Origin of the sequence: Brevibacterium sp. UCMA 11752 (genome assembly GCF_021532235.1) — a bacterium.
In the GTDB taxonomy this organism is placed as follows: Bacteria; Actinomycetota; Actinomycetes; order Actinomycetales; family Brevibacteriaceae; genus Brevibacterium; species Brevibacterium antiquum.
In genome coordinates, this window is sequence record NZ_JACBOS010000003.1 from 2420863 (window position 1) to 2445389 (window position 24527).

14 protein-coding genes are annotated in these 24527 nt (G+C 61.2%); 8 read left to right on the forward strand and 6 right to left on the reverse strand.

The annotated features are described in order from the left end of the window. The first annotated feature begins 171 nt into the window (after nt 1–171). Entirely contained in the window at nt 172–1374 is a 1203-nt protein-coding gene (locus tag HU144_RS10815; RefSeq protein WP_235351348.1) for an IS110 family transposase, read from the forward strand. A gap of 299 nt (nt 1375–1673) precedes the next feature. On the opposite strand, the gene drmC is transcribed toward HU144_RS10815, so the two are convergent. From drmC to drmD, 5 genes are all read right to left on the reverse strand, one after another. Beyond that, on the reverse strand, nt 1674–2390 hold the full coding sequence (drmC, locus tag HU144_RS10820; RefSeq protein WP_235351349.1) for a DISARM system phospholipase D-like protein DrmC: 717 nt from the start codon (nt 2388–2390) through the stop codon (nt 1674–1676). A 7-nt stretch (nt 2391–2397) separates the two neighbouring features. Then, nucleotides 2398–4440: a DrmB family protein gene (drmB, locus tag HU144_RS10825; protein WP_235351350.1), complete on the reverse strand. Its 2043-nt coding sequence runs from the start codon at nt 4438–4440 to the stop codon at nt 2398–2400. Next, nucleotides 4437–8261 carry a DISARM system helicase DrmA gene (gene drmA, locus HU144_RS10830; RefSeq protein ID WP_235351351.1) on the reverse strand — a complete coding sequence of 1275 codons (3825 nt, stop codon included), beginning with the start codon at nt 8259–8261 and terminating at the stop codon, nt 4437–4439. The genes drmB and drmA overlap by 4 nt, the downstream gene beginning before the upstream one ends. Continuing rightward, nucleotides 8258–11980, reverse strand: a complete 3723-nt coding sequence (locus tag HU144_RS10835) for an Eco57I restriction-modification methylase domain-containing protein (RefSeq protein WP_235351352.1) — start codon at nt 11978–11980, stop codon at nt 8258–8260. Before HU144_RS10835 ends, drmA begins: the two co-directional genes overlap by 4 nt. 428 nt (nt 11981–12408) lie before the next feature. Further along, nucleotides 12409–15660 (reverse strand): DISARM system SNF2-like helicase DrmD, encoded by a 3252-nt coding sequence (gene drmD, locus HU144_RS10840; protein ID WP_328284287.1) that lies wholly within the window; start codon nt 15658–15660, stop codon nt 12409–12411. Between the two features lie 426 nt (nt 15661–16086). Between drmD and HU144_RS10845 the strand changes: the two genes are divergently transcribed. Further along, nucleotides 16087–17250 (forward strand): hypothetical protein, encoded by a 1164-nt coding sequence (locus tag HU144_RS10845; protein ID WP_235351354.1) that lies wholly within the window; start codon nt 16087–16089, stop codon nt 17248–17250. A gap of 135 nt (nt 17251–17385) precedes the next feature. On the opposite strand, the gene HU144_RS10850 is transcribed toward HU144_RS10845, so the two are convergent. Further along, nucleotides 17386–18360, reverse strand: coding sequence for a quinone oxidoreductase family protein (locus HU144_RS10850; RefSeq protein WP_235351355.1), 975 nt, complete (start codon nt 18358–18360; stop codon nt 17386–17388). A gap of 44 nt (nt 18361–18404) precedes the next feature. On the opposite strand from HU144_RS10850, the gene argC reads away from it, so the two are divergent. From argC to HU144_RS10880, 6 genes are all read left to right on the forward strand, one after another. After that, nucleotides 18405–19514 (forward strand): N-acetyl-gamma-glutamyl-phosphate reductase, encoded by a 1110-nt coding sequence (gene argC, locus HU144_RS10855; protein WP_235351356.1) that lies wholly within the window; start codon nt 18405–18407, stop codon nt 19512–19514. Beyond that, the gene (argJ, locus tag HU144_RS10860) at nt 19511–20689 is read left to right on the forward strand and encodes a bifunctional glutamate N-acetyltransferase/amino-acid acetyltransferase ArgJ (protein WP_235351357.1); all 1179 of its coding nucleotides are present in this window, start codon (nt 19511–19513) and stop codon (nt 20687–20689) included. Before argC ends, argJ begins: the two co-directional genes overlap by 4 nt. Next, entirely contained in the window at nt 20686–21687 is a 1002-nt protein-coding gene (argB, locus tag HU144_RS10865) for an acetylglutamate kinase (RefSeq protein ID WP_235351358.1), read from the forward strand. Before argJ ends, argB begins: the two co-directional genes overlap by 4 nt. Further along, entirely contained in the window at nt 21680–22897 is a 1218-nt protein-coding gene (locus HU144_RS10870) for an acetylornithine transaminase (protein WP_235351359.1), read from the forward strand. The genes argB and HU144_RS10870 overlap by 8 nt, the downstream gene beginning before the upstream one ends. Nucleotides 22898–22990: 93 nt before the next feature. After that, nucleotides 22991–23914: an ornithine carbamoyltransferase gene (gene argF, locus HU144_RS10875; RefSeq protein ID WP_235351360.1), complete on the forward strand. Its 924-nt coding sequence runs from the start codon at nt 22991–22993 to the stop codon at nt 23912–23914. Then, entirely contained in the window at nt 23911–24456 is a 546-nt protein-coding gene (locus HU144_RS10880; RefSeq protein ID WP_235351361.1) for an arginine repressor, read from the forward strand. The genes argF and HU144_RS10880 overlap by 4 nt, the downstream gene beginning before the upstream one ends. The last annotated feature ends 71 nt before the right edge of the window (nt 24457–24527 follow it).

A 24527-nucleotide genomic window follows, 5' to 3' on the forward strand; every position in this document is an offset into this window, starting at 1 on the left:
TGATTTGCCCTGTCATTGATGATCCGGGGGGCCGCCAGGAATCCTGGACGCGCGTTGACTGCTGATAGGGGCTCGGCCCAGTCGATCTGAGGTCTCGTCGTAACGTGGGTGCCAGCATCGGGTGTCATGACTACCAACGGCCACTGGTTTGGATGGTCGAGGAGGACTGTCATGAACACCGATTACGACGTGTGGCTAGGCCTCGACGTCGGCAAAACCAGCCATCACGGGTGCGGATTCGATCCGACCGGTCAGCGGGTCTTCGATCACGAACTCCCGCAGGACGAGGCCGCCCTGAGAGACGTGATCACGAGCTTGCAATGCGACTGCGGTCGAGTGCTCGTCATCGTCGATCAGCCCAACACAATCGGTGCGCTTCCCGTCGCGGTCGCCAGGGATTGTGGTGCCGATATTGCCTACCTTCCGGGGTTGGCAATGCGCAAGGCTGCCGGCCTATATCCGGGGCAGGCGAAGACTGATGCGCGGGATGCGTTCATCATTGCCGACACCGCCAGAACTATGCCGCACACGCTTCGGTCCGTTGATCGTGAGTCCGACGTTTTGGCCAATCTCAAGGTTTTGGCCGCCACGGATGAGGACCTCGCTTATGACATCACGAGAGCGATTAATAGGTTGCGGTCCCTGCTGCTGCAGATCCATCCAGCGTTGGAGCGTGTATTCAAAGGCACGGTCCTGACTCGAACGATCGTGTTAGATCTGTTGGTTCGTTATCGTGGGCCAGCCGGGTTGCGGTCGGTTGGAAAGTCGGGGGTGAAGCGGTGGGCGAAGAACCACACTCGCAAGGACCCGTCGGTGCTCATCGATGCCGTCTTTGAGGCACTGGCCGAGCAGACTGTGATCGTGCCGGGTACCGAGGCGTCGGAGTCCGTGGTGCCACGTCACGCGATGCGGATCAAAGCGTTGAAGGCCGAACGTAAGGAGATCGAGGCAGAAGCCGAGGAGTTAGCTGATTCGCTCCCTCTTCTTCAGGTCTTAACGTCGATGCCGGGAGTCGGCGTTAAGACCGCGGCACAGATTCTCCTGGCAGCGGGCGATTTCAGCGCTTTTAGGACTCCCGGGCATTTGGCAGCGTATGCGGGTATTGCTCCGGTCACGAGACGGTCGGGAACCTCGATACGGGGTGAGTTCCCGTCGCGGGCGGGTAACAAGCGGTTGAAGAATGCGTTGTTCCATTCGGCGTGGGTCGCGTCATGTCACGACCCGCTATCGAAGGCCTACTACGACAGGAAACGTGCCGAGGGGAAGCGTCATAACGCGGCGGTGATGTGCCTAGCGCGCCGTCGGTTGAACGTGCTCTTCGCGATGGCCAAGCACGGGGCCTTCTACGGTGCGAAGACCCCGGCTGCTGCTTGACAATGAATGTAACGGGGCGCTGAGAGTATGGGTGACTTCACTGCCGCGAGGGTGCCGGCTAATAGTCGGCAAAACGACACTCCCCACGGTTGTGCTCAGCTGCGGGCTTCGCCCCTTGTTCCGGGGTGAGGATTCGAGTGAGTTTCTGTCATCACTGATGTACCCCACCACAGGCGTCGATTCAGGGTGGAATCCGGATTTCTTGCTTATACTCTGAAAACGATCGGTTAGTAATAGGTAGCTCCGTCCCCACTGTCGGCTACGTCCTGAGGCTGGTAGGGTCATTGGGGCTATCGCAGTCACAACGTGACTTGCTCATACACAGACCGTTCGAGGTCAGTGAGTTCCACCTCTACACGACGTGCAAGCTGAGGGTCGATTACTTTGAGGCCCAGTTCCACATTGTTGTTCTCAGCGCTCCAGGAGAAATTGGCGCTGGTCACGACCAGGGCCCGATGGTCGATCACGAAAAACTTCGCGTGGTTCCGGAGCGCATGCCCCTCGACGTACCGGGTGCGGAAAATCGTCGCGGGTGCCAGTTGCTGGGCGACGTCGATCACTGTCGGGGAACGGCCTCCCTTGGCGGCCTCCCGGTCAATGTAGATACGCATCTCGAGCCGTCGACGAGCAGCACGCCGGAGCGCCTGCCACATCCCCGAGCTGGTCTGAAAATTGTATGTCGAGCAGACAATCGATTCTTTGGCGTTTTCTACCAGACCGACGAGAGAGGTAGTAAGGCCACCGGACTGGGCTCGGAGCCCCGGCGTAGTCCACAGCAGTTCGTTCGGTGTCTCCACTGATCGGGCGCCAATAATCCCGCGTAGTACCTGTTTCACCCCAGCAGGGTCTCGCAACAAGTCTGCCCGCCCAAGTAACGCCTTGACGTCGGCTCGTGCGCCCACGCTGAGCCCCATCAACGCACCTAAGACGGACTCTCCCTCGTGCAGAGCACCGACAATCATCCGGGCGTCTGCGGTGCGGACCTGGCGTCCTAGTTTGTCGATCGGATCGGACATTAGCGTGTCACCACGTGCGGTCGAAGAAGCCCAGGCCAGGGAACCCGGGGAGGTCGACCAGGAAGCGGCGATCAAGGAACCTATTGGCGCGCTCGCACGAAGTCTCCGAAGCCATGGCACAAGTATGGCAGGCCGCACCATGGAGGAAATCTTCAGGATCCTGGGGTGTGCGATGCGTGCACACGGGATCCGAGGAGCATCGCCGGGCCTTGCGCAATGCCGTGCTGAGCGTTCGTTCGAGGTCGCGTCGCGTCGACTGCTGCACGAGCCCACCTAGAGTTCCGTCGCTGTCGCTCGCCGTCGTGATGAGGAGGATCCCGGCGGCAGATGGTCGGTCTTCTTCCTCGGGCCAAGCGTAGATGCGTTCGGAGATGCTTGCAGCTGAATAGCCCGACGACATCGCCATCTCCCGCATCAATACGTGTGAAAGCGTGTGCAGTAACCAGTAGCGCGGCGACTTGAAGCGCTTCAGATGGTCCTGCGCCTTCGCAGTGTCGGAGAGCCGTGCGAGGTAGTTGCGTTCATGGGCAGCGATATGCGCCTGGAAGATGTCACTTTTCCAGATGTCGCGTTCCCAGCTTCGGATCCGTTTGTCGTCGAACTGGAGAAACATGCCCTCGCCCCGGTCTTCCGTGGCGACTGTCCACAACGGTCGTCGTGACCGGGTCAAAGGTGCGAGGCGCTGGCCGAGCCCTTCGGCCCGCTCCATATCGTCGATTCGGGTGAACCCGACGAGGGCGTTCACCTTGCGTAGCTTGTCCACGGTATGGACCCGTGTGATCCCCAATTCGTTCAGCCGCGGATCCACGCCTCCCGCCGGCCGGGAAAGCACTAGTCCGCTCTGCTTGTCATCAACTCGGGGTCCGTCCAATGGCTTGGTGAGGTAGTGCCATTCCGGCTCGAGAAGACTAATGGGATCGAACTCGTCCAGTGCTTGCCGATGTTGGTTAGAGTCCCTCTCGTCATCTGCGTCAACCGCTACGATTGCTGCTTCGAGATCGTCGGCTGGCAGATCGGCGAGCCCCGACCCTGCATCCTTCAACCCGTCTCGAATCCTCGCGGCATCGTGCTTGAACGCGTCGAACCCAAACTTACCGAGCGTTTCAACGATCTGCTCCCCAGTACTCTGAGGCGTAGGAGCTTCCGCCCCGGGCATGACGATAATCGACTGCGTCGCCGAGAACCAAAGGTTCGAGGCGCCGAGCAGCATGAGACGAGCCTCGGCGTCGCATCCATCTGCGTCGAACCTTCCCAGATGCGGATGCCGGCCCCGGCAGCGAGGAAGTTTGGTACGACCGATCTCTCCCTGTGCTTCGTTCATTGGCCGTGAGGACTCACAGCTACGGCAGTGGATGGTCGCCGTCGATCCCTTGCCGACATTTCGCTCTGTCATCGCGAGCAGCGGAGTTTCCGCGTTCGGACAGCGGCCACCTTGATGCACCCACCACTCGTAAGGGAATTCGTCCAGGTGCCCGTTCGGGCAGGCCAGCAGATACCGTGCCGGGACGACGTCGGCTGTGTGGGGGCTACGCCCCGCTCGGCTGCCCCTCCTCTTCACATGCCCGGGGCAGCCCTCGTGCACGAACCTTGCCAGGTCCGGACGGAAGGGATTGGTGTTCCTATACGTGAAGTGGACGATGGGGGCGAGCCTGTCGCAGCCGGTGCATCGCACCCACTGCGGAAACACACGGGACGGCACACCGAGATCACTGCCCGACGCGTCGTTCCACGATGTCTTCGGTGCCCAGGGGAAGGGCCGCAGCTCAATGACCGAGTCACCCATGAAATAGCCCTGGACAGCCCTGAGCAACCGCGGGGCATGGATAGTAGCGGGTTCACCCTCACGGCGCTTCCAGATGCGGTTCCAGTCATCGAAACCACTCGGCATGACGGTGAAATGGGGGAGGTCCATCGCCGCCCCGGGGCCATAGGTGTAGAGGAGCGACGATGGTCGTGCTGAGCCGACACGGGCATAATTCTTCGACTTCCACCGTTCGGCATCGCCCAATGGGTCAAGACCGCTGTCGTCCTGTTCGTTGACCTCAGTCATTGGTGTCCCTCCTTCTTCGTACTGGCTGTCCAGGCCGGAGCATCCGCCATTTCGGGAGACAAGAGACGCTCTTTCACCGGCGAGACCAGGATGTTGATCTCGGGCTGCACTTCCCGCATCGAGTTTGCCACCGGGAACGGCACACCCTCCACGTTGCTAGGGGTACCGATATCTTCGAGTGACCGCATGAGCGGGACCTTGTCGCCCTTCTTCCCGATCCGCTCGTACACGAGGTGACGTTGCGAGGCGACGGTTTTTTCACGGTATGTGCGCCAGGTGTCCAAGCGATTCGTCAGCCGGGAGCGTACCTCTTCGCCGACTTCGACGGCTCCATCCGCATCGTGCGGAGCGTCCGAAGTCGAAGCGAGGTCCGCACGAGCGGCGAGCCGTTCTATGACTTCCTTGACGCGCTCCTCCCGAGCATGAATACGGTCCGCACCTTGCTCAGCGGATAGCCCGTCGTTGACCTGAGCTTCCATCACACGCATCGCCGCGATGAGCACCCCGGCGAGGGATCGGTCGAGGGAAGTCTCGGAGAAGGGTGTCACCGAGAGCGGTTCCACCTGCGAGTAGAAAGTTTCGTGATAGTGACGGAACTGCTCAAAGTGGGCAAGGTCCCGGGGTCGAGCCCAGTTGCCGAGCGTCACGATAAGGCCGGGCCGGGACGGGTCTCGCCCGACGCGGGACGTCGCCTGGATGTATTCGGCAGTGTTCTTGGGCTGGCCTACCATGAGCATGAGCCCCAGGCGGGTCACGTCAACGCCGACCTGCAGCATAGACGTGGCGAGCACGACGTCGATTGGCCGATCACCATCGCGTTGTTTCGGTTTTCTTCCGGCCTTGAACTCATGGGACCGTTCACGGATGGCCGCAGAGGTGTCGTACTCGTGGTCGAACTCGGTGCCCATCAGGTCCAGAGTCGCGTTGATCTCGCTGCTTCCCGCACGGGATGTCAGCTCGGAGATGTTTAGGCCTCCGGCAGTCCCCCATCGAAGCGGGAAGAACTTGCCAGGGCGTCGTTTCTTGAGCGCGGTCTGGACATCGTCCGCCACGTACCGGGCCATACCGGCGAGCTCTCGTGTGGCGTTGAAGTATCCGACCATCGTCAGATACGGATCCGTGCTGAGCGGATTTCCTTCCTCCGGAGCCATAGCCTTGTCGAGCAGCAATTGCCCCGAGGCCAGGAGCGTGCTGGAGACTGCGATTTCTGCTGCGGTCAGACGCACACCGGTCGTGGAAACGCCGATGTACCGCCTCCCGGGCGTATTGCGTGTTACAGGCAGTTCCCGGGAGAAATAGGTGTCGGCGACATCCAGCACCTGCGGCGGGAAGATCGCTGTGCCGCGTCCGTAGAGGTTCCGGATTTGCACCTCAGCACGACGCACGGTTGCTGATGACGCGACTACGAGCGGACGGACCTGTCGACCTTCGTAGTCGGTCCAGGTGCTTATGACATCTATGGCGACCTCGAACGCCCCGACGACTGTGCCAAGGGCTCCGGTGATCAGGTGCAGCTCGTCTTGGATGATGAGGTCCGGCGGACGCAGACGTCGAGCTGGGCGCTTGCCGTCGGCGTGGCTACTAGCGTTGCGATGCATTCTCGCAGAGCCCGACGTCCCGGCTTCTTTCCGATGTTTGCCGTTCAGACTGATGGTGCAGGATGACGAATCGTCATGGACGAAGCCATGGCGATCACACTTGTACTGTGGGTACCCGAACAACGAGGATGCTTCGCCTTCCCTTGCCAGGCGTGCGAACTTGTCCACTGTGGCGATGACGAACGCCGGGACGAGCCGGTAGATTTCTTCATCCACGGTGAGGACGGGTAGGCCTTCCTCAACCTTTGCGCCGACGGAGAAGGGGCACTGGCCCAAACGATCCGCGCACCGCACATAAACACGGCGCAATACATTGTCACCGGTGACGTTCTCGGGCCCTATCTCGATACCGCACCACGGGCAACGCTCGAACTGTAGGATCGTGAAGCCGTACTTCTTGCCCTCAGCCGCGTTATTGAGCTGCTCTCCTGCTTCCTCGTAGCGTTTAGGGGACACAGCAGTGCCGACCCAGAGTCCGATTCGGAAAGGTTCGGTCCCCCAGATCTCCGGTTTGTCGCGCCGTTCTAGCTCCGCAGCACAGACCATTGCGGTGGCGCGCTGGAATTGCTGAGCGGTGAGCAGTCGGAGCGTGTAGCGCATGAGCACGGACACGCCCGTCAGACCGTCGATTGGCCCGTCAGTTGTATCGAGTACGCCTTGACGCCGACGGATTGCGAACGCGAACGCGGCCAGCCCAAGGTAGGCCTCTGTCTTGCCGCCACCGGTCGGGAAGAATAATAGCTCAGCCTGAGCCTGTTCCCCCGACCTACGTTCGTGCTCCGGATGGACGAGAGCGGGGATCTGCAATAGGACAAAGGCGAGCTGGAACACTCGCCACGAGTGGGCACGGGGCCCTTTCTTCTCCACATCCGCCCGAGCACCATCTGGGGTATGGTCCGTTTCCGTGCTCCGTAGCTCGACTACTTGGCTCTGCAGACGTTGTTCAGCCATCACATGGTTCATGAACGCGAAGCATCGCAGTGCCTCCGTATCTTGGGTCAGGAATTTGACACCTTCACGCAGCCGTTTGGCGGCGATCCGTGCGGTCCAGGTGGTGGTCTCCGCCGTGTCCCGGAGGTGAGCAGGAAGGTGGGAAGCTTCTTCCTCCTGCGCGGTCAGCCATTTCTGGTAACCGTCGACGATTGGCAGCAACGCATTCTTCAACTGGTCGGCGTTCTCCGGGGTTGAGAGCTCCTGGAGCACTGCCATGTCCAACTCTGCACCCTCGACCTCTCGCGCCTGGGTCTGTGGGGTTTCGGATACAGGTAACCAAGTGGTACGCACCCGGGTGGCGCGCCGGTCGCCCTCCTTCACAGTCCAGTCTGCAGAGCACGTGCGTCCAATGGCAAACTCGAGCCGATTGCGGTACTGCAACTCAAGCCGGGCTTCCTCGTCATCCTCGGCGAGAGTGTGCTCAACCAGGACATCGCGAACGGGGAGGAAGATGGCTTCGGCACCCGCGTCTACCTCGAGGTGAGTCTGGTAGAGCCAGGCGTCAACCGGGATCTTGCGCGGCGTCTCTCGGTCGTTGCACAGCGAGACCTCGACGATCTGCATCGCGTTCTGCACGAATGCGTCGATGCGAAGCATGATTCGGTCCTCGAGGAGGACCTCGGCCGTATCACCCGGTGTGAGGGATCGTAGGTCAATGCGTCGGGACTGGATGTGCTGGCTGCGGCGATACTTCCGTCGTGGCCGCTCGCCAGGCTTCAGCGGGTTGTCAGGGTCCTCTGGTGGCGTCTCGGGCCGGTACGAGCCCCAGGACGCGTGGACGGTGACTGCCTTTTGGTCGAGTGGAACCTGAAACCGCAGCCCCATGGAAGCGGGGATCATGAGCCCACGACGAAGAGGGACGTCCTCGGAGCCCTCGTCCTCGTTCCCAGCGGTGTCCACGTCCACGGTGCCGACGGGCACGCCGCGTCCCAGCCGTGCCTCCAGCGCCGGGATGATCTCCTCGTCGGCGTCCTCGTCGACATCCTGCGTTATGGGACTGTTCGAGGCAGGGTCGGCGAGCTTCGCGGGTGCGATACGACCGACCAGATACATGGCATCCGGCTGGGCGTCGAGCAACTCGTCGTCACCGTGGGCGGGTCCAAGGAGGTCACGCTCGAGTAGGTCGGTGAAGTTCTCACGATCGGTCCAGGAGGTACCATCCGGAAGATCGCGCAGTTCGAGTAGGCGTTCCGGGTAGCGCCGGTTTGGTCCTTGGGTGGTAGCACTCATGAATCCGTTGTCCCTTCCGCGTTCACGTCACTCGAGTCTTCGTCTTTGTCATCGGGCATGGTAGCGGACCGTTCAGACGTTCGAGTCTCTTGGGATGCGCGTCTGTGATTCTCCTCGAGGAGCCGGTCGAGGATCTCCACGCGCGCCTCCGGACCAACCGTCCACCGCCGCATCTGTCGGTAGGTGTGGAAACCATGATCTAGGCTGATGTCATCCCAGCCGTATGCTTGTACAACTTTATGGTCGAGGTCTGTGTGGATTTTTCGCATTATTGCGATGTCTGGGTCATTCTCATCGTAAACGTCAGAATCGTTCACTAGATTATAGAGCGCAGTAAGGCCGAGGTCCCGGCGTAGCATTATTTCCTGGCGTTTTTCGTCGAGGGTGCGACCGATGGCGTTTAGACCACCCGTTGGTGCGGGTCGGGGGAATGTTTCAAATACGTCAGATGGTGTGTACCTCGGGTCGTTTCGCATGCCAGAACCGAAGCGTATAGCCCACATTTGATGAATTGACGATGAGAGAACAGCCTGGTCAGCGAAAGACCGTAGAGCAAATACCCCAAGCGCGTGACTGAACACTTGATTCGCTGGGACCCTTATCGGCATAAGGGTCTTGCTCACAAGAGCAATTACTAGAACTTTGTCGAGATCCTTGATTGCCAGTCGAAGTGCAGGCCGCTTTTCCCCATACTGCCAATACCGTTCAGGTAAGGGCTTACGGAGTTCATAATTCCCGAGCGTGTCCTTTCGCTGGCGCACTGGCTTCACCTGGTCCACAACGCGCGCGAATGGCAACCGGAACCGAGATGCCTCTTCTTCGGAACTCGCATTGAAGTCGATCACCCAACGCGACGCGTCGGTGCCTAATCTCGAGTTCAGGTCCTCGCCGTTCAGGTAGGGGTATAACACCTCGGCATTCTTGGGGTCTTCGTTGATCCACGCGTGTGCCTCGTGCTTCTCGATTACGAAACCCATGCCAAGAACGATGCAGCCCTGGAACGAAATGTCTGCATTCTCCGCGAGCTTAGTGGGTGCACCGTCGACGCGTCCCGCGGGTTCCAGCATGCTCGAGATTTTCGAAACGCTCACCCCATCGGCGTCGTGTGTCACGTCATCAGCAATTGGACCCTTAGTGCCCCAAACTGCGGCGAACTCCAGGTTTGCGCCCTTTGCTGGCCAGTGTCGGGATTGTACCGCTCGTGTGAGCACGAATCCCTGCTCCACCATTTGATCTAGGCCGACCTCGCGGGTGGCACCCTGTGCCACGGTGTTCGTAGCGATGAGACCGAGCGTCCCCTGCGGCCCCAACAAACTCAACGCACGTAAGAAAAAATACGCCACCAGATCGGCCGATCCGCGGCGGCGGCCAGCTAGCATATTTACGAACCAGTCCCGCACGTTAGCGCCCATTGTGCCAGTGAGCTTCTGCCCACCGAGAAATGGAGGGTTTCCCACTATCGCATCAAAGCCGCCGTGCCGAATTACGTCAGGAACGGCGATTGCCCAATGCAGTGGTTGCCAGCGTTCGTAATCGGTTTTGACCTCGGGTGTTAGGCCGGTCTCAATAATGGCATCCAGCATCGCTGAATCTTGATTGCGATCCGTCGCGAACGCCCGGTCGATGGCTATACGAAGATATTCGAACGCTGATTCGCTGCGCTTACCCGACTTCCCTCCAGTTCGTAGCCCAGAGGCGACTATGCCATCTGCCAAGCTGAGAAGCGTCTTTACCTTGTCTTGGTATTCGTCCCACAAGCGGCGCTTCGTCTTTGCTGCGCGCTGGGGGTCCGAATCATCGACAGGCGAAGCGAGGCGGCGACGTAAATTGGCAGCGTCACGAAGTACACCGTCTATATCGAGCTGATCGAGAAAGCCTCTCGCATTCCACGCGCCGAACATCTGCGGTGCGTCCGTACGTGATTGGATATTGGAGGAGTCCATGTGGATTGCTCTCAGCTGTGCCTCATCTGCAATTCCGAGCAGCGAGTTCCCGCAGAAGATCTTGTCGTCCACAAAAGAAAACGGTTTAGTCGGATCAAGAGAGACGAGCCACAGTGAGAGTTTGCACATCTCCACGGCCATGGCGTTAATGTCGGCGCCGTACAAGCAGGTTGCAACCACTTCCCGGAGGGCGCTGCGCCGTTGCTGTGTCGCGCTCCCTTGGTCGACGTCTTCCCGTTGATACGCCTCGACAAGGCGATCGGCAAGGTACTCCGCCGCAGAGACGAGGAACGCACCCGAGCCACATGCTATGTCCGCGACCTTCAGCTCGAGGATTTCATTCGAGCGCAACGGGACCCAGGCGGAGCTGTCGCCCGTCTGATACGGACCAGGGTTGTACACCAATGGCTCGAGCGCGTGTTGCACGACTTCTTGTGCGAGGTCCTTCGGGGTGTAATGGGCACCGGAAGTTGCTCGAGACGGCGTCTCGACAACTACGAGACCACCCTTTTCGATGACCAAGAGACGGTCCCGCAGATCACGCCGGATGATCCCCACGTAGGGGCGCAGACGCTCCCGTAGTTCCGAGTCTGGGGTGACAGCGTGCAGCAACGCCTCTCCGTCTGCGAGCTGATCTCCTGCGGCGAGTGCCTTTACGAGTTGCTTCTTCGTCGGCGGTTTCGATCCGGGCTGGTTCTTCTTTGTCCGGGCAATGATGTCGGCAGCGAGCGCGTCGTCGTTCCCGTCGGCAGTCTCGGCAAGATCTTCGAGCTCATTGAGGAGGATCTCCGGTTCGGCGCCGGCACTCCGCGAACCACCAATGAGACCGACGGTTGTTGACTCCACGATGGCCGCAGAGTAGCCGAGCAGTCCTTCGTATATGTAGCCGATCTGTTCTACGTCGATGTCACGGAAGGAGATGGGCCGCTTCTCACCGCCGATCTCCGCGCGTTGAAGCGCGCGGAGTACTTCGAGCATGACGCGGTCGGAGACCTGGATTCGCAAGCCGTTATTCCCCACCGCGGTGAGGAACGGGTATCGGGACGGGGCGAAGAGTGAACCCCCGTAGGCAGGAAGGCGCATGTCCTCGGTGGAGACCCCACTGTACAGGGCACGGGATGTCGCCAGTAGACGGTGCCAAGTGCGGCTGGTCGCGTCGAGGGACTGCCCACCCTCCTCAGTAGAACGCCGCTCCAGTTCGTCGAGTCTGCCGGACATTGCATAGCCCTCGGAGTATAAGGTGGAGGTCGGCATCAGATCGCGTTCCTCCGCAAACAAAAGGAACACCACGCGCATCATCGTCGTGACCGCTGCCTGATATACCTCGTCCGGGTCGTCCGACAACACCGGGTCGTCTTCCGAGCCCGCTTCGTGCAGAGCGGCGTCTGAGAAGGCCGCTACAAGTAGTTCGACAGCCTGGCGTACCTGCGCTCCGAGCTGTTCGGTGATCTCCTCAGCAGCGTCCACGGAATCCCGGAATAGAGCATCCAGTCGATCGTTGCGCAACCGGCTCGCGAGGCACCGCGGATCGAGCAAGGCACGGACTCCGTTGAAAACCTCGGGTTCCTCGATCCAGGTTTGTGCATCGACAATGCCACTGGCGACCATGAGACCGGGTTGTGCGCTCACGATCGCCCACCACCGACCGTCGGTGACGACGCCGATATGGACGTTACTTCTCCGAAGGAGGAGTTCCATGCGGTCGATGGAGCTCGCGGACCATCCGTCGGTTCCCGGGTCCCTCAGTGACGAGACTGAATCGACGATGAGCAGCATTGCGTACCGTTCACCGTCGCGAGCGAATACTCCACTTGCCCGCACTGAATAACGTCTGTCCGGGGAATGTGCCTCCGGCCATTGCTCGGTGGAGACAGCCGGCGCGTTCTGCTCGCCGTCGAGGACTAACTGTTGTTGCCACAGGAAGGCGTTGCGTAAGACTTGGCCGATCCAGCTGTCTCGAGCCCGTCTGAAATTTGTGAGCCGTGTATCGGTATCGTCCCCGGCGATCTGCAAGTTGTCCCAAGCGCGGTCGAACGCTGGCTTCGCATCACGGATGACGTCACGGGGTGTCGCTAGCGGGACAATTCCCTGCGGCCACACCTGCTTCAGTGCGGGGATCGCGACAAACGGGCCGTCGCGATCCACCAGCTCGAGCCAACGCCAGTGATCATGACGAGTCCGTGCACGGCGTCGTGCAGCAACCATCAGGCGAGCACTCCCTTCTGTACGTCTAGCGGGGTCACGGCAAAGACCACGGCTGCTGTGGTAACAAACGGCTGCGGGTTGTCGTAGCGTTCTTTGATGCTGCGTCGTTCGGCGTCTTCCTCTGCGTCGAGGCCTGCCAGCCGTTCTCTCATCCTGTCGATGTCGCGTTGCAACTGCCGCTCAGATGCCTCATCCATTATGAACAACATCGTCTCCTGCCCTTCGCGAAGCTTACGCTGTCGTACCTGGAGATCTGTCTGAGATTCTTCGAGGATCCTCCGGAAGGCCGTGTAGATTTCATGCGCATGACGGAGATCTTCTGTACGCCGGGCCTCGAGGTCGTGGCGCACGTCGTCACGGCGCTTCTGTGCGAGGGAGTCGACGCGTTCCTGTAACCGTTGACGAATACTGCTGCCGTCGTTCCACAACTGTGCGCACTGGGCGCGTACCGCTTCGTCCGCGAGGTCCGGATCTCCGTCGAGCGCCGTGTCAAGCAGGCGCTCGACCCGCTCCGCGGCAAGCTGCTTGCCGCGGAGCCGGACTCCTGCAATGAACATCTCCTCGTGCAGGCGTACTCCGCCTCGTCCGACCAGCACGAGTCGGCACACGGCGGCGACTGAGGATTGCTCTACCCCGTCGAGGGATACGGCCGTGACCCGGCGCAATTCGTGGCGGGGATCGTACAGCGCAGACCTGAGTGTCCGCCCGGCCTTTTGCAGCAGTGGATGTCCCAGATGGACGTGGACGAGCTCGTCGTCCGGAACGGCGCGAGCCGTCACAGCGTCGAAAGTGATCGGGCGGCGAGTCTCGGGGTCGAGCAAGGTGGTGAGCGGCCGAGTCGCGTCGGACCAGTCTTCGCCGAGGTCGGGGACTGTGAAGGCCCCGCCGTCGCCGACCGGTGCGTCTTCTGGAAGGTCCGAAAGCACCTCGTCGTTGCGTTCCAGCGGCGGCTGCGCGGAGAGACGCAATGCCGTCTGCAACACACGTTCGGCATTGCGTGGTGTCAGGTGCAGTAACTCCTGACGCGTCTCGAAAGTCTCGGCGAGAGCGGTGAGGCTGCTGTTGACGTCCCTGCCCCCGGCGAGGGCCTTATTGATGATCACCGATGTATCATCGTCGACGGGCAACCGTGCTTCGACCGTGGCCCTGCCAAAGTGGTTCTGGATCTCCGAGTCAATCACGAGGTTCACGGATCCCAGATCTGCTGCGGTTGTCGCGACTTTCTCCCCGATGCGCTCGAGGAAGTTGAGGTCGGCACCATAGATACCCTCCCGTTTTGGGGAGCGTTGTCCGCGCTGCGAGAGCTGGAAGATCTCCGGCGTGTGCTGTTGACCGTAACGATCGATCCGGCCGATGCGCTGTTCGAGACGTGCCGGGTTGAACGGGATGTCGAAGTTGACGAGACGGTGACAGTAATCCTGGAGGTCGATGCCTTCTCCGGCAGAATCGGTGGCCAGAAGCACGCGGATCGGTTCCTTGCTAGGGTCCGTCGTAAAGCGCGCGCGGATCCGCTCGCGTTCCTCTTTGTCAGTAGATCCTTGGATGATTCCAAGGCGTGTCGAGTCGTAGCCTTGTTGCTCGAGGTTGGTGCGGATCCAGTTGAGGGTGTCGGCGTACTCGGTGAAGATGACCACGCGTTCGTTGGACCAGTGCTTGCCGATCCGGACGATGACTTCGAGCCAGTCCATAAGAGCGCGTAGCCGAGTATCTGGTCGGACCTGGTAACTGTTGCCCCAATCACACAAGCGGACGATCTCTGCCGGTGTAGCAGCGCTTAGAGGGCTCGCGGACTTGGACTGACGTAGCGCCTCGGACTCGGGCTGCTCGACTAGCCCCTCTTCTTCGTCGGTCTGGCCTGAACCGAAGATTTCAGCGTAGTAATCGTCAGCCTCACTGGCGTCGGCCCAGTCTGCGAGACCGACTGTTGCGTCCTGGTACAAACCCAAGGTGCGGGAAAAAGCCCATGGTGAGGACAAAAACCGCTTCTTGAGGAGCATAGAGACGATGTCACCGGAGCGCTTCCTGCCGTTGCGATCCGCGCTCTCCTTGAGGAGACGATCGAGTTCGTCGAAGGTGTTTTCCTCGTCGTCGCTCGGGGTGAAAGGGATCGTTTCGAGTCGGCGTGGCTGGAAACCCTTCTCGATGATGTCGCTCTTCAGGCGACGGATGGAGACCTCCTGCAGTGCGTTCGGATCGACCGAGGCGCCTCGCTGGAACCGTCGATCGTCGATCATCTCCATGAGCGCGGTGAAGGACTCAGTATGCCCATTGTGTGGTGTCGCGGACAGGAAGAGCCGGTGTTCGCACAGCCGGGATAGCTCGCGTACGGCGACGGTCCGTTGGGAGTCGACCGCGTAGTCCGCGCCCGCTCGGCCGCGTGAAGGACTCGAGGGCGCGGCATGGTGGGCCTCGTCAACCACGAGGATATCGAAAGCGTAGCGCCGGGCGGAGTTCCGGTTCTCGAGCCCCGAAGTCACGTCTCGGAGAAGACGTTGAGCACGCACACCAGAAAGCCAGGCCATGCTCACGATCACGCGCGGGAAAATCTTGAACGGGTTGGCGTCCAGGCCGTGCGTCCGCCGCACTTGTGCCATCAGTGCCGAGTCGACGACGGTGAAGTCGAGACCGAACTTCTCAATCATCTCCTCCTGCCACTTCAGAGACAGGCTAGGAGGACACACGACCACGACGCTGCGTGCCCGGTGCCGCAACAGCAGTTCCTGGACCACGAGGCCGGCCTCGATTGTTTTCCCAAGGCCGACGTCATCAGCGAGTAGGAGATTCGTCCGAGGCTGCGCAAGCGCGCGACGCAGCGGCTCTAGCTGGTACGGTTCCACGTTCGCCCCGGAACGAAACGGCGCCTGGAAGGCCTTGGGATCCGCGCTCGTGACTGCTCCCCACCGCAGCGCGTCGACGAACGCCGCGAGGATACGGGGCTCGTCAAAACCGTCGGTGGTGATTCGCTCAGGCAGGCCCTGGTCCGGGGTGATGCTGTGGCCCAGTTCGAGTTCCCAAACGAGTGTCACTTCCTCGCCGAGCCGGTCCTCAGCAATGGACTGTAGGGTGACGATGTGATCGAGGCGTTGGTCGGCGTCATCAGCGGGACTCCGCGAGAGTCCCTGCACCCGAACATCCGTCACTGCCCAGAGTGAGCCACGGACGAGAACAACCTCGCCTGGCTTCGGAACTGGCGGCGTAACGGTAGCTGGATGGCTTCTGCCAGCGGTGAAGAATTCCGTACTAGAGGTCACATGAAGATCTTACCCACATCCGGCGAGATCATTTCTCCCCAGAGTTAGACATGTAGGAGGAGCGCCGCGCTCAAGCGGAAACTTCAGCGTCGAAGCTACTGCCAGATGTAGAGACTGGTGCAGAAACTCGTGACAATTCAGCTGCCACGCTGCGAATGCAGGTGACTCTTTGTGCTGTCGAATGTCGAAGGCGCACTACGACCGGTAGCGACCTAAAGGGAGACACCACGATGTTGCTGGCTCACCGCCGAGCCGATGTGGTGTGCAGGGTGGTCAAAGCTGGGGCGTACGAGGAGCTGAACCCGCCGGTTACTGCTTGCCAACGAGTACTACAACAGAATTGATATCACGATGGGTTCAGGCAACTGTAGACTGTTATAGCCCCGAAGAAGGCGAATCGGCAATTTAGAGAGAGGGAGTTTGTTTATGAGAGATAGCGACGATGCTTCAGAACCAGCTTCGTTTTTTCCTGAACTCGTGGAAGGCCCACGGGACGAGTTGGATAACTTCGCTCTTTCATCACAGAGTGCTCGGCTGTTTCGTACAACATACGTTCTTGAGTGCTTTGGGCGAGAGCGGCGGGGCGCCAATGTCAATCGGCGGATCGAGCATTGGTTGCAAGAGCGGAACCTAGAGATGTTTCCAGCAATTGCCGACGCGGACTTTTATGGGGAAGTTGAGATCAGGAGAATCTCGGAATCCTCTGTGAGTGCTGATGTAACTGAGTCCGAATACGTTACCTCCAGCTCGCCAGTCCAAGCCGTATCGGGTGTTAATAGTTGGGTGCTCTCGTCGTTGAAAGATGACGCGGAAGAGCTTGACTTTCTGGAATATGGGGCGAGTGTTGAGGACGCTATAAATAAGATGAAAGATCGGGGGCGCAGTAAGCTCCCCGTGTTCTTTTCTGGTAATGATCGCTCTAGTTTGATCGGGACGGTGAAGTTAGCGGAGCTCACTTTCGAAAAGATCGAAGAGAATTCGAAGCTGATTGAAAAAACAACCACACAGGTCCCAGTTGTCGGTACGAACGAGAAGTTGTTCGATTGGATACATGAAATTCTCAAGAATGGTTTCGTATACGGAAAGAATGATATCGGTGAAGTCGTGCAGATATACACGACTTTCGATGTTGCTCGATATATGAACACAATTTCTGAAATGTTCCTTCGAGCTAATGAGATCGAGGAACTGCTCCGTTCGTTTCTGTCGCGTGTACGTGAGTCAGATCTACGTGATGCCAAGAGGCGATTTAAGGATTTGACAGAGATTCCAATCGATGACGTTGGTGGTAAGTTTTTTCGTCGGAATGAAATTTCGCCGAATGGTGGCCAGGATTCTGAGCTTAGGTATGTTGACTCCTTGATGTTCGGGGACTATATGAAATGTATTGGCGATCCCAAAATTTGGGATGAACATTTCAGTGAAACTGGTATTCGGGGTATAGACAAAGAGCGGTGCCTGAGGAGTCTGAATGACGCTCGCCTGGCTCGCAATACGGTCATGCACTTCAATCGGAGTGACTCATTCGAAAAGTTGATTCCTTCATTCGAGTCGTTGGCAGTTTGGCTTCGTCGGGTATCCGACCGCTAACATGGTGTCGATCGCTGTGCCTCCCTCGTTTGGAAGGCTGCTGAGGTCTGTTACTCCATAGGTTGTTTCCACTAGGCGGCCTATGGAGCAGCAGTGTATGAGTGAGGCCGGCGCAGACCTTATGTAATGACTAAGTTATTCCGTCAGAATAACCTTCCCCGTGGTCTCTCGCCCCTCAAGCGCCCTATGCGCCTCAGCAGCATCAGCCAACGCAAACGTGGCTCCCACCCGGAAGTTCAACCACCCATGCTCAATCCCGTTGAAGAGCATCGCTGAGCGCTTCGCCAGTTCCTCCGAAGACCGCACGAACCACGCCAGCGAGGGCCGCGATAGGAAGATTCCGCCCGAGGAGTTGAGGCGCTGAATGTCGAACGGAGGTACCTGGCCCGAGGCTCCGCCGAAGAGCACCATCGAACCCAACGGCTTGAGTGAGGCCAGCGAAGCATCGAAGGTCGTCTTTCCGACTCCGTCATAGGCGACCTCGACACCCTCTCCATCAGTGAGCTCCTTGACCTTCGCGGTGACGTCGACACCATCGCCGTAGAGGAAGACCTCATCGGCTCCGGCCTTACGCGCCAGTTCCGCCTTCTCCTCGGTGCTCACGGTCGAGATGACGTTACCGCCCAGATGCTTGATGATCTGAGTGAGTAGGAGCCCGACACCGCCAGCCCCGGCATGGACGAGAGCAGTGTGGCCGGGCTTGATCTCATGGGAACTCGTGGCCAGGTACTGAGCGGTCAGGCCCTGCAGCGGCATCGCGGCAGCGACCTCGGTGCTCACACCCTCGGGTACGCGCAGCAGGCTATCGGTCTTGACGACGACCTGAGTCGCATACGATCCCGGACCCTCGTGCCAGGCGACACGATCGCCGACGGACCAGCTCGCCACGCCTTCGCCCACCTCGGCGATGTGACCGGTGCCCTCGGAGCCGACGATGTGCGGGTAGCTCATGGGATACGTGCCCGAACGACGGTACGTGTCGATGAAGTTCACGCCCGCGGCGGCGACGTCGACGAGGACCTCACCAGGACCGGGGCGAGGGATGTCGATCTCATTGAACTCGAGAACCTCGGGTCCACCTGCCCGCATCGCCTGAATAGCCTGGGTCATCACGCCTCCTGCATATAATTTAATGTGCTGGTATAGTTATACATATGAATGATCTTACGGTTGCCGTCTCCGGTGCCACCGGATACGCCGGGGGAGAGGTCCTCCGGCTGCTGAGCACTCACCCTCATCTCAACGTCACCACGGTGTGCGGACATTCCTCCGTGGGCGAGACGCTCGGCCGACATCAACCCCATCTTGCCCGATATTCCGATTTCGTGGTCAAGGAGTCCACCGCCGAGGTGCTTGCCGGCCATGACGTCGTCATCCTGGCCCTCCCGCACGGTCAGTCGGGTGCCATCTCTGCCGAGCTCGAAGAGTCGAGCCCGGACACTTTGATCGTCGACCTCGCCGCCGACCACCGCCTCATCAGCGCCGCAGCCTGGGAAAAGTTCTACGGCTCCAAGCACCAGGGAACCTGGACCTACGGTCTGCCCGAGTTGCTGACCACTGACGGTACGAAGCAGCGCGAAACCCTGAAAACCACGAAGCGCATCGCTGTCCCCGGCTGCAATGTCACCGCAGTGACGCTCGGGCTCGCCCCACTCATCCAGGCCGGTCTCGCTGCACCTGCCGGGCTCAATGCAGTCCTGGCCAACGGAGTCTCCGGGGCCGGCAAGGCATTGAAGCCTCACCTCACCGCGGCCGAGGTTCTCGGCGATGCCTCTCCCTATGGCACGGGCGGGACTCACCGGCATGTGCCCGAGATCGAGCAGAACCTCAACGGAGTCCTCGGCGCCGACGCAGCCGATGGCCCGACCCGGATCTCCTTTACCCCGACGCTCGTGCCCATGGCCCGCGGAATCCTCGCGACTATCACCGCCGAGCCGGGGGAGTCCGCACCGAGAACCGCCGAGGGCCTCCTTGACGCCGCGGCACTGAAAGACCAGCTGGGCCAGGCATTCGACCAGGCTTATGCAGAGGAACCCTTTGTCCGCGTCCTGCCTGAAGGCCAGTGGCCGCGCACTTCGTCGACGACCGGATCGAACCTCGCGCACGTCCAGTTCACCGTCGATGAACGTGCGGAGAGGATCCTCGTCGTCGTGGCATTGGACAACCTGGTCCGCGGTACAGCCGGCCAGGCTCTGCAGTCCATTCACCTGGCCCTCGGCCTCGATGAGACCACCGCGCTTCCCCTTGAAGGAGTCGCCCCATGAGCGTGACCGCACCACTCGGCTTCACTGCCGCCGGCCTCACCGCCGGACTCAAACCCAGCGGGACCAAAGACCTCTCGCTCGTCATCAACACCGGCCCCGACACTGCCGTCGCCGCCGTCTATACCTCGAATCGCTGCAAGGCCAACCCTGTCCTGTGGTCCCAGAAGGTCTCCGCCAACGGTCAAGCCCGTGCCGTTGTGCTGAACTCCGGGGGAGCGAACTGCTACACCGGTGACTTCGGGTATGAGACGACGACCCTGACGGCTCAGACCACCGCCGAACTCCTCACCGAAGCCGGCACCGCCACAGTGGCCGAAGACATTCTCGTCTGCTCGACCGGGCTCATCGGCGTCGGCGGTCAGGACTTCCGCGACACCATCATCGACAACCTGCCACCACTCGTGGCCGCCGCCGAGGACACCGTGGCCGGTGGCGAGCACGCCGCCGAGGCGATCATGACCACCGACACCGTGGCCAAGACCGCCACCCGAGAGGGCAGCAGCGGGTTCACGATCGGCGGCATGGCCAAGGGTGCGGGCATGCTCGCCCCCGGACTGGCCACCATGCTCGTCGTCATCACCACCGACGCGACAGTCGACCAGGCTGTGCTCGATCAGGCGCTGCGGGCCTCGACCAGTCAGAGCTTCGACCGCCTCGACACGGACGGGTGCATGTCGACGAACGACACCGTCATCCTCATGTCCTCCGGCGCCCACGAGGCAGCCGTCGATACAGATGAGTTCACGAGCCTGCTGCGCGAACTCTGCCTCGACCTCATGCACCAACTCCACGTCGACGCCGAGGGCGCCCATCACGACATCGCCATCACCACACAGGGTGCGGTCAGCGAATCCGAGGCCGTCGAGGTCTCCCGCTCCGTGTCACGATCGGCCCTGTTCAAGGCCGCGATCTTCGGTCAGGACCCGAACTGGGGACGCGTCGTCGCCCAGGTGGGAACCACCTCGGCGGCCTTCGACCCCACGGCCATCGACGTGAGCATCAACGGCACCGAGGTGTGCCGGGCCTCTGGTCCCTATGAGGACCCGGAGAAGGTCAAATTCGAGCGCAACGTCGACGTCGTCATCGACCTCCACGCAGGAGATCACACCGCCACGGTCTGGACCTCGGACCTCACCCACGATTACGTCGAAGAGAACAGCGCCTACTCCACATGAGCAACCCACACGACATGTCCACGAAGTCCACGGCCGCCCGGCTCGCCGCCGCTCAGGTCAAGGCCGAAGCCCTGACCGAGGCGCTGCCGTGGATCAAGACCTTCGCCGGTGCCACGATCGTCATCAAGTACGGCGGCAACGCGATGATCTCCCCGGAGCTGCAGCAGTCCTTCGCCGATGACATCGCCTTCCTCCGCTTCGCCGGCATCCGACCAGTCGTCCTCCACGGCGGCGGACCGCAGATCACCTCGATGCTGTCTCGCTTGGGTATTGAAAGCGAGTTCAAGGCCGGCCAAAGGGTCACGAGTGAGGAGGCCGCCGAGGTCATCCGCATGGTGCTGTCCGGTCAGGTCAACCGCGACATCGTGAGCCGCATCAACCGCAACGGCAATGCTGCCATCGGCCTCTCCGGTGAGGACGCGGACCTGCTGCTGGCGCACAAGACCCACGCCGAGGTGGACGGGCAGAAGATCGACCTGGGCCGGGTGGGCGAGATCGACCAGGTCAACACCACCGTCATCAACGAACTCCTCGACGCCGGTCGTGTTCCCGTCATCTGCTCGATCGCCTCGGAGATCGACGGGGAAGCGGGCAAACCGCTCAACATCAACGCCGACCTCGCCGCCTCGGCAGTGGCGAAGGCCCTGCAGGCGAACAAGCTGATCATGCTCACCGATGTGCCCGGCCTCTACGCGAACTGGCCCGACACCTCTTCGCTGATCTCTCGGATCGGGCCAGCCAAGCTGCGCGAGCTGCTGCCGAGCCTGGATGCGGGCATGATCCCGAAGATGACGGCGGCGCTTGAGGCCATCGAGCACGGGGTGCAGCAGGCCCACATCATCGACGGCCGAATGGCACACTCCCTCTTGCTCGAGGTCTTCACCTCGGAGGGCATCGGCACCATGGTCGAAGACACCGTCGTCGAACCCGCACCCTTAGGTGACGGGCACAAAGGCGAAGCACACGAGGCAACACAGGAGGAGACGAAGGATGAATGAGACAAACGCTGTGACAGACCAGGCCCAGACCTGGCGCGATGACTTCTCCCGCGTCCTCTCACCGGTCTTCGGCTCACCCCAGCTTGACCTCGTCCGCGGACAGGGCACTAAAGTCTGGGACGCCGCGGGCAAGGAATACCTCGACCTCCTGGCCGGCATCGCCGTCAACGCACTCGGCCACTGCCACCCCGCATGGGTCAAGGCCATCACCGAGCAGGCGTCGACCCTGGGCCACATTTCGAACTTCTTCACCTCCCCGCCGCAGATCGCACTGGCTGAGAAACTCCACGAGGTCCTCGACCTGCCCACCGGTTCGGCCGTGTTCTTCTCGAACTCTGGCACCGAAGCCAATGAAGCCGCCTTCAAGATGGCCCGCCGTGCTGGGGGTGGATCACGCCCGATCATCATCGCCGTCGAAGGTGCCTTCCACGGTCGGACCATGGGTGCGCTCGCACTGACGGCCAAGGCCGCCTACCGAGAACCCTTCGCACCCGGAGTACCCGGCGTCGTCCATATTCCCTACGGGGACGTCGAGGCACTCGCCGCCGCCATCAACGACACCACTGCCGCCGTCTTCATCGAACCCATTCAGGGCGAGGTCGGAGTCCGGCAGCACCCGACCGGCTACCTCACCAAGGTTCGCGAACTCACCCGGGAGGCCGGGGCCCTTCTCGTTCTCGACGAGGTCCAGTCCGGTGTGGCTCGGACCGGATCGTGGTTCGCCCACCAGGACCCGGAGATCGGCGAAGGCGTCGTCCCCGACATCATCACCTCGGCGAAGGGTCTGGGCGGGGGCATGCCGATCGGGGCTACCATCACTGTCGGCGATGCCAACACCAAACTCCTTGAAGCCGGACAGCACGGGACCACCTTCGGCGGGAACCCCATCGCCTGCGCGGCCGGACTGGCCGTACTCGAAACCATAGAGACCGACAACCTGCTCGGCCACACCCGGGAGACCGGAGCCTGGCTGAGCGAACAGCTGCTGACCATCGAGGGAATCGAGAAGGTCACCGGCGCAGGACTGCTCCTCGGCCTCGAACTGGCCGAGGGACTTAACGAGAAGGCGATCGCCGCCCGCGCGCTCGAGGCCGGGTTCATCATCAACCCCGTCGCACCCGGACGCCTGCGCCTGGCCCCACCGCTGATCATCACGAAAGACGATCTCGCACCGTTCCTGACCGCCCTGCCCGGACTGCTGCACGGCTGAACACCTCCGCCGCCCACCTAGCGGCCACCTCGGCGACCGGGCCATCCGCCCTCCCCGCCCGGTTGCCCCACACAGACTGACAAAGGACACACCATGACACGGCATTTCCTCAAGGACACCGACCTCACCCCGGCCGAACAGGCGCAAGTCCTCGACCTCGCAGTCGAGCTCAAAGCAGCCCCGTACTCGCGAACCCCGCTGGCCGGACCGCAGACCGCGGCAGTCATCTTCGACAAGACCTCAACGAGGACCCGTGTGTCCTTCGCCGCCGGCATCGCGGCGCTTGGCGGGCAGCCGCTCATCATCAACCCCGGTGAGGCGCAGCTGGGTCACAAGGAATCCATCGCCGACACCGCCCAGGTGATGTCGCGCATGGTCTCGGCCATCGTCTGGCGCACCTACGCCCAAGCCGGCCTGGAAGAGATGGCCCAGAACTCATCCGTCCCGGTCATCAATTCGCTCTCCGATGACTACCATCCCTGTCAGATCCTGGCCGACCTGCTCACGATCCGCGAACACCGCGGCGACGTCGCCGGTCAGACCATGACCTACTACGGGGATGGGGCCAACAACATGGCCAACTCCTACGTCCTCGGCGGAGTCAACGCCGGCATGCACGTGCGCATCGCCGCCCCCGCCGACTACCAACCGGCCGCCGAGATCATCGCCGAGGCGAACGAACTCGCCCAGACCACTGGCGGATCCGTCACCGTCACCGATGACCCGGTGGCTGCCGCCCAGGGCGCTGATGTTCTCGTCACCGACACCTGGGTGTCCATGGGACAGGACGCCGCCGGACGCGACGACGACGCGTCCCCATTCATGAAATTCCAGGTGTCCCAGGAACTCATGAACATGGGCAACGAGCCGATCTTCCTCCACTGCCTGCCCGCCTACCGGGGCAAAGAGGTCAGCGCCGCGGTCATCGACGGCCCCGCCTCGGCGGTCTTCGATGAAGCCGAGAACAGACTGCACGCGCAGAAGGCACTCATGACATTCCTGCTGGAGAAGCGATGAGCGAGAACACTGTGCCTGCGACAACGTCCTCGACGAATTCCGCACCTCTGACGAAGACCGCGCGGCAGCAGAAGATCATCGATCTCATCACTCGCAAATCCGTGCATTCCCAGATCGACCTGGCCGAGAACCTGGCAACGATGGGCATCACCGTCACCCAGGCGACGCTCTCACGCGACCTCGCCGAGGTGGGGGCCGTGAAGATCCGCTCCACGTCCGGATCCGTCTACGCCGTCCCCGGTGAGGGAGGCGACCGCAGCCTGCAGCAGTCCACCGGTGACAGTCTCGATGCGAAACTGCCCCGACTGCTCGAAGAGCTCCTCGTGTCCGCAGCGGCACAGGACAATACAGTAGTCCTGCGCACACCGCCCGGCGCCGCCCAGTATTTGGCGTCGGCGATCGACCGCTCCTCGATGACCGGGATCTTTGGCACAATCGCAGGAGACGATACTGTTCTCGTCATCGCGATGTCCTCCGTCGGGGGACAGGCACTGGCCGAGACATTCCTCGAATATGCGGCCGGAAACGCCGCCGAGAGCTGATACACCCGATACACGGAAGACCGATACACACGGGCCTGGAACACACAGCCAGACCTGAGACACACGCAGAC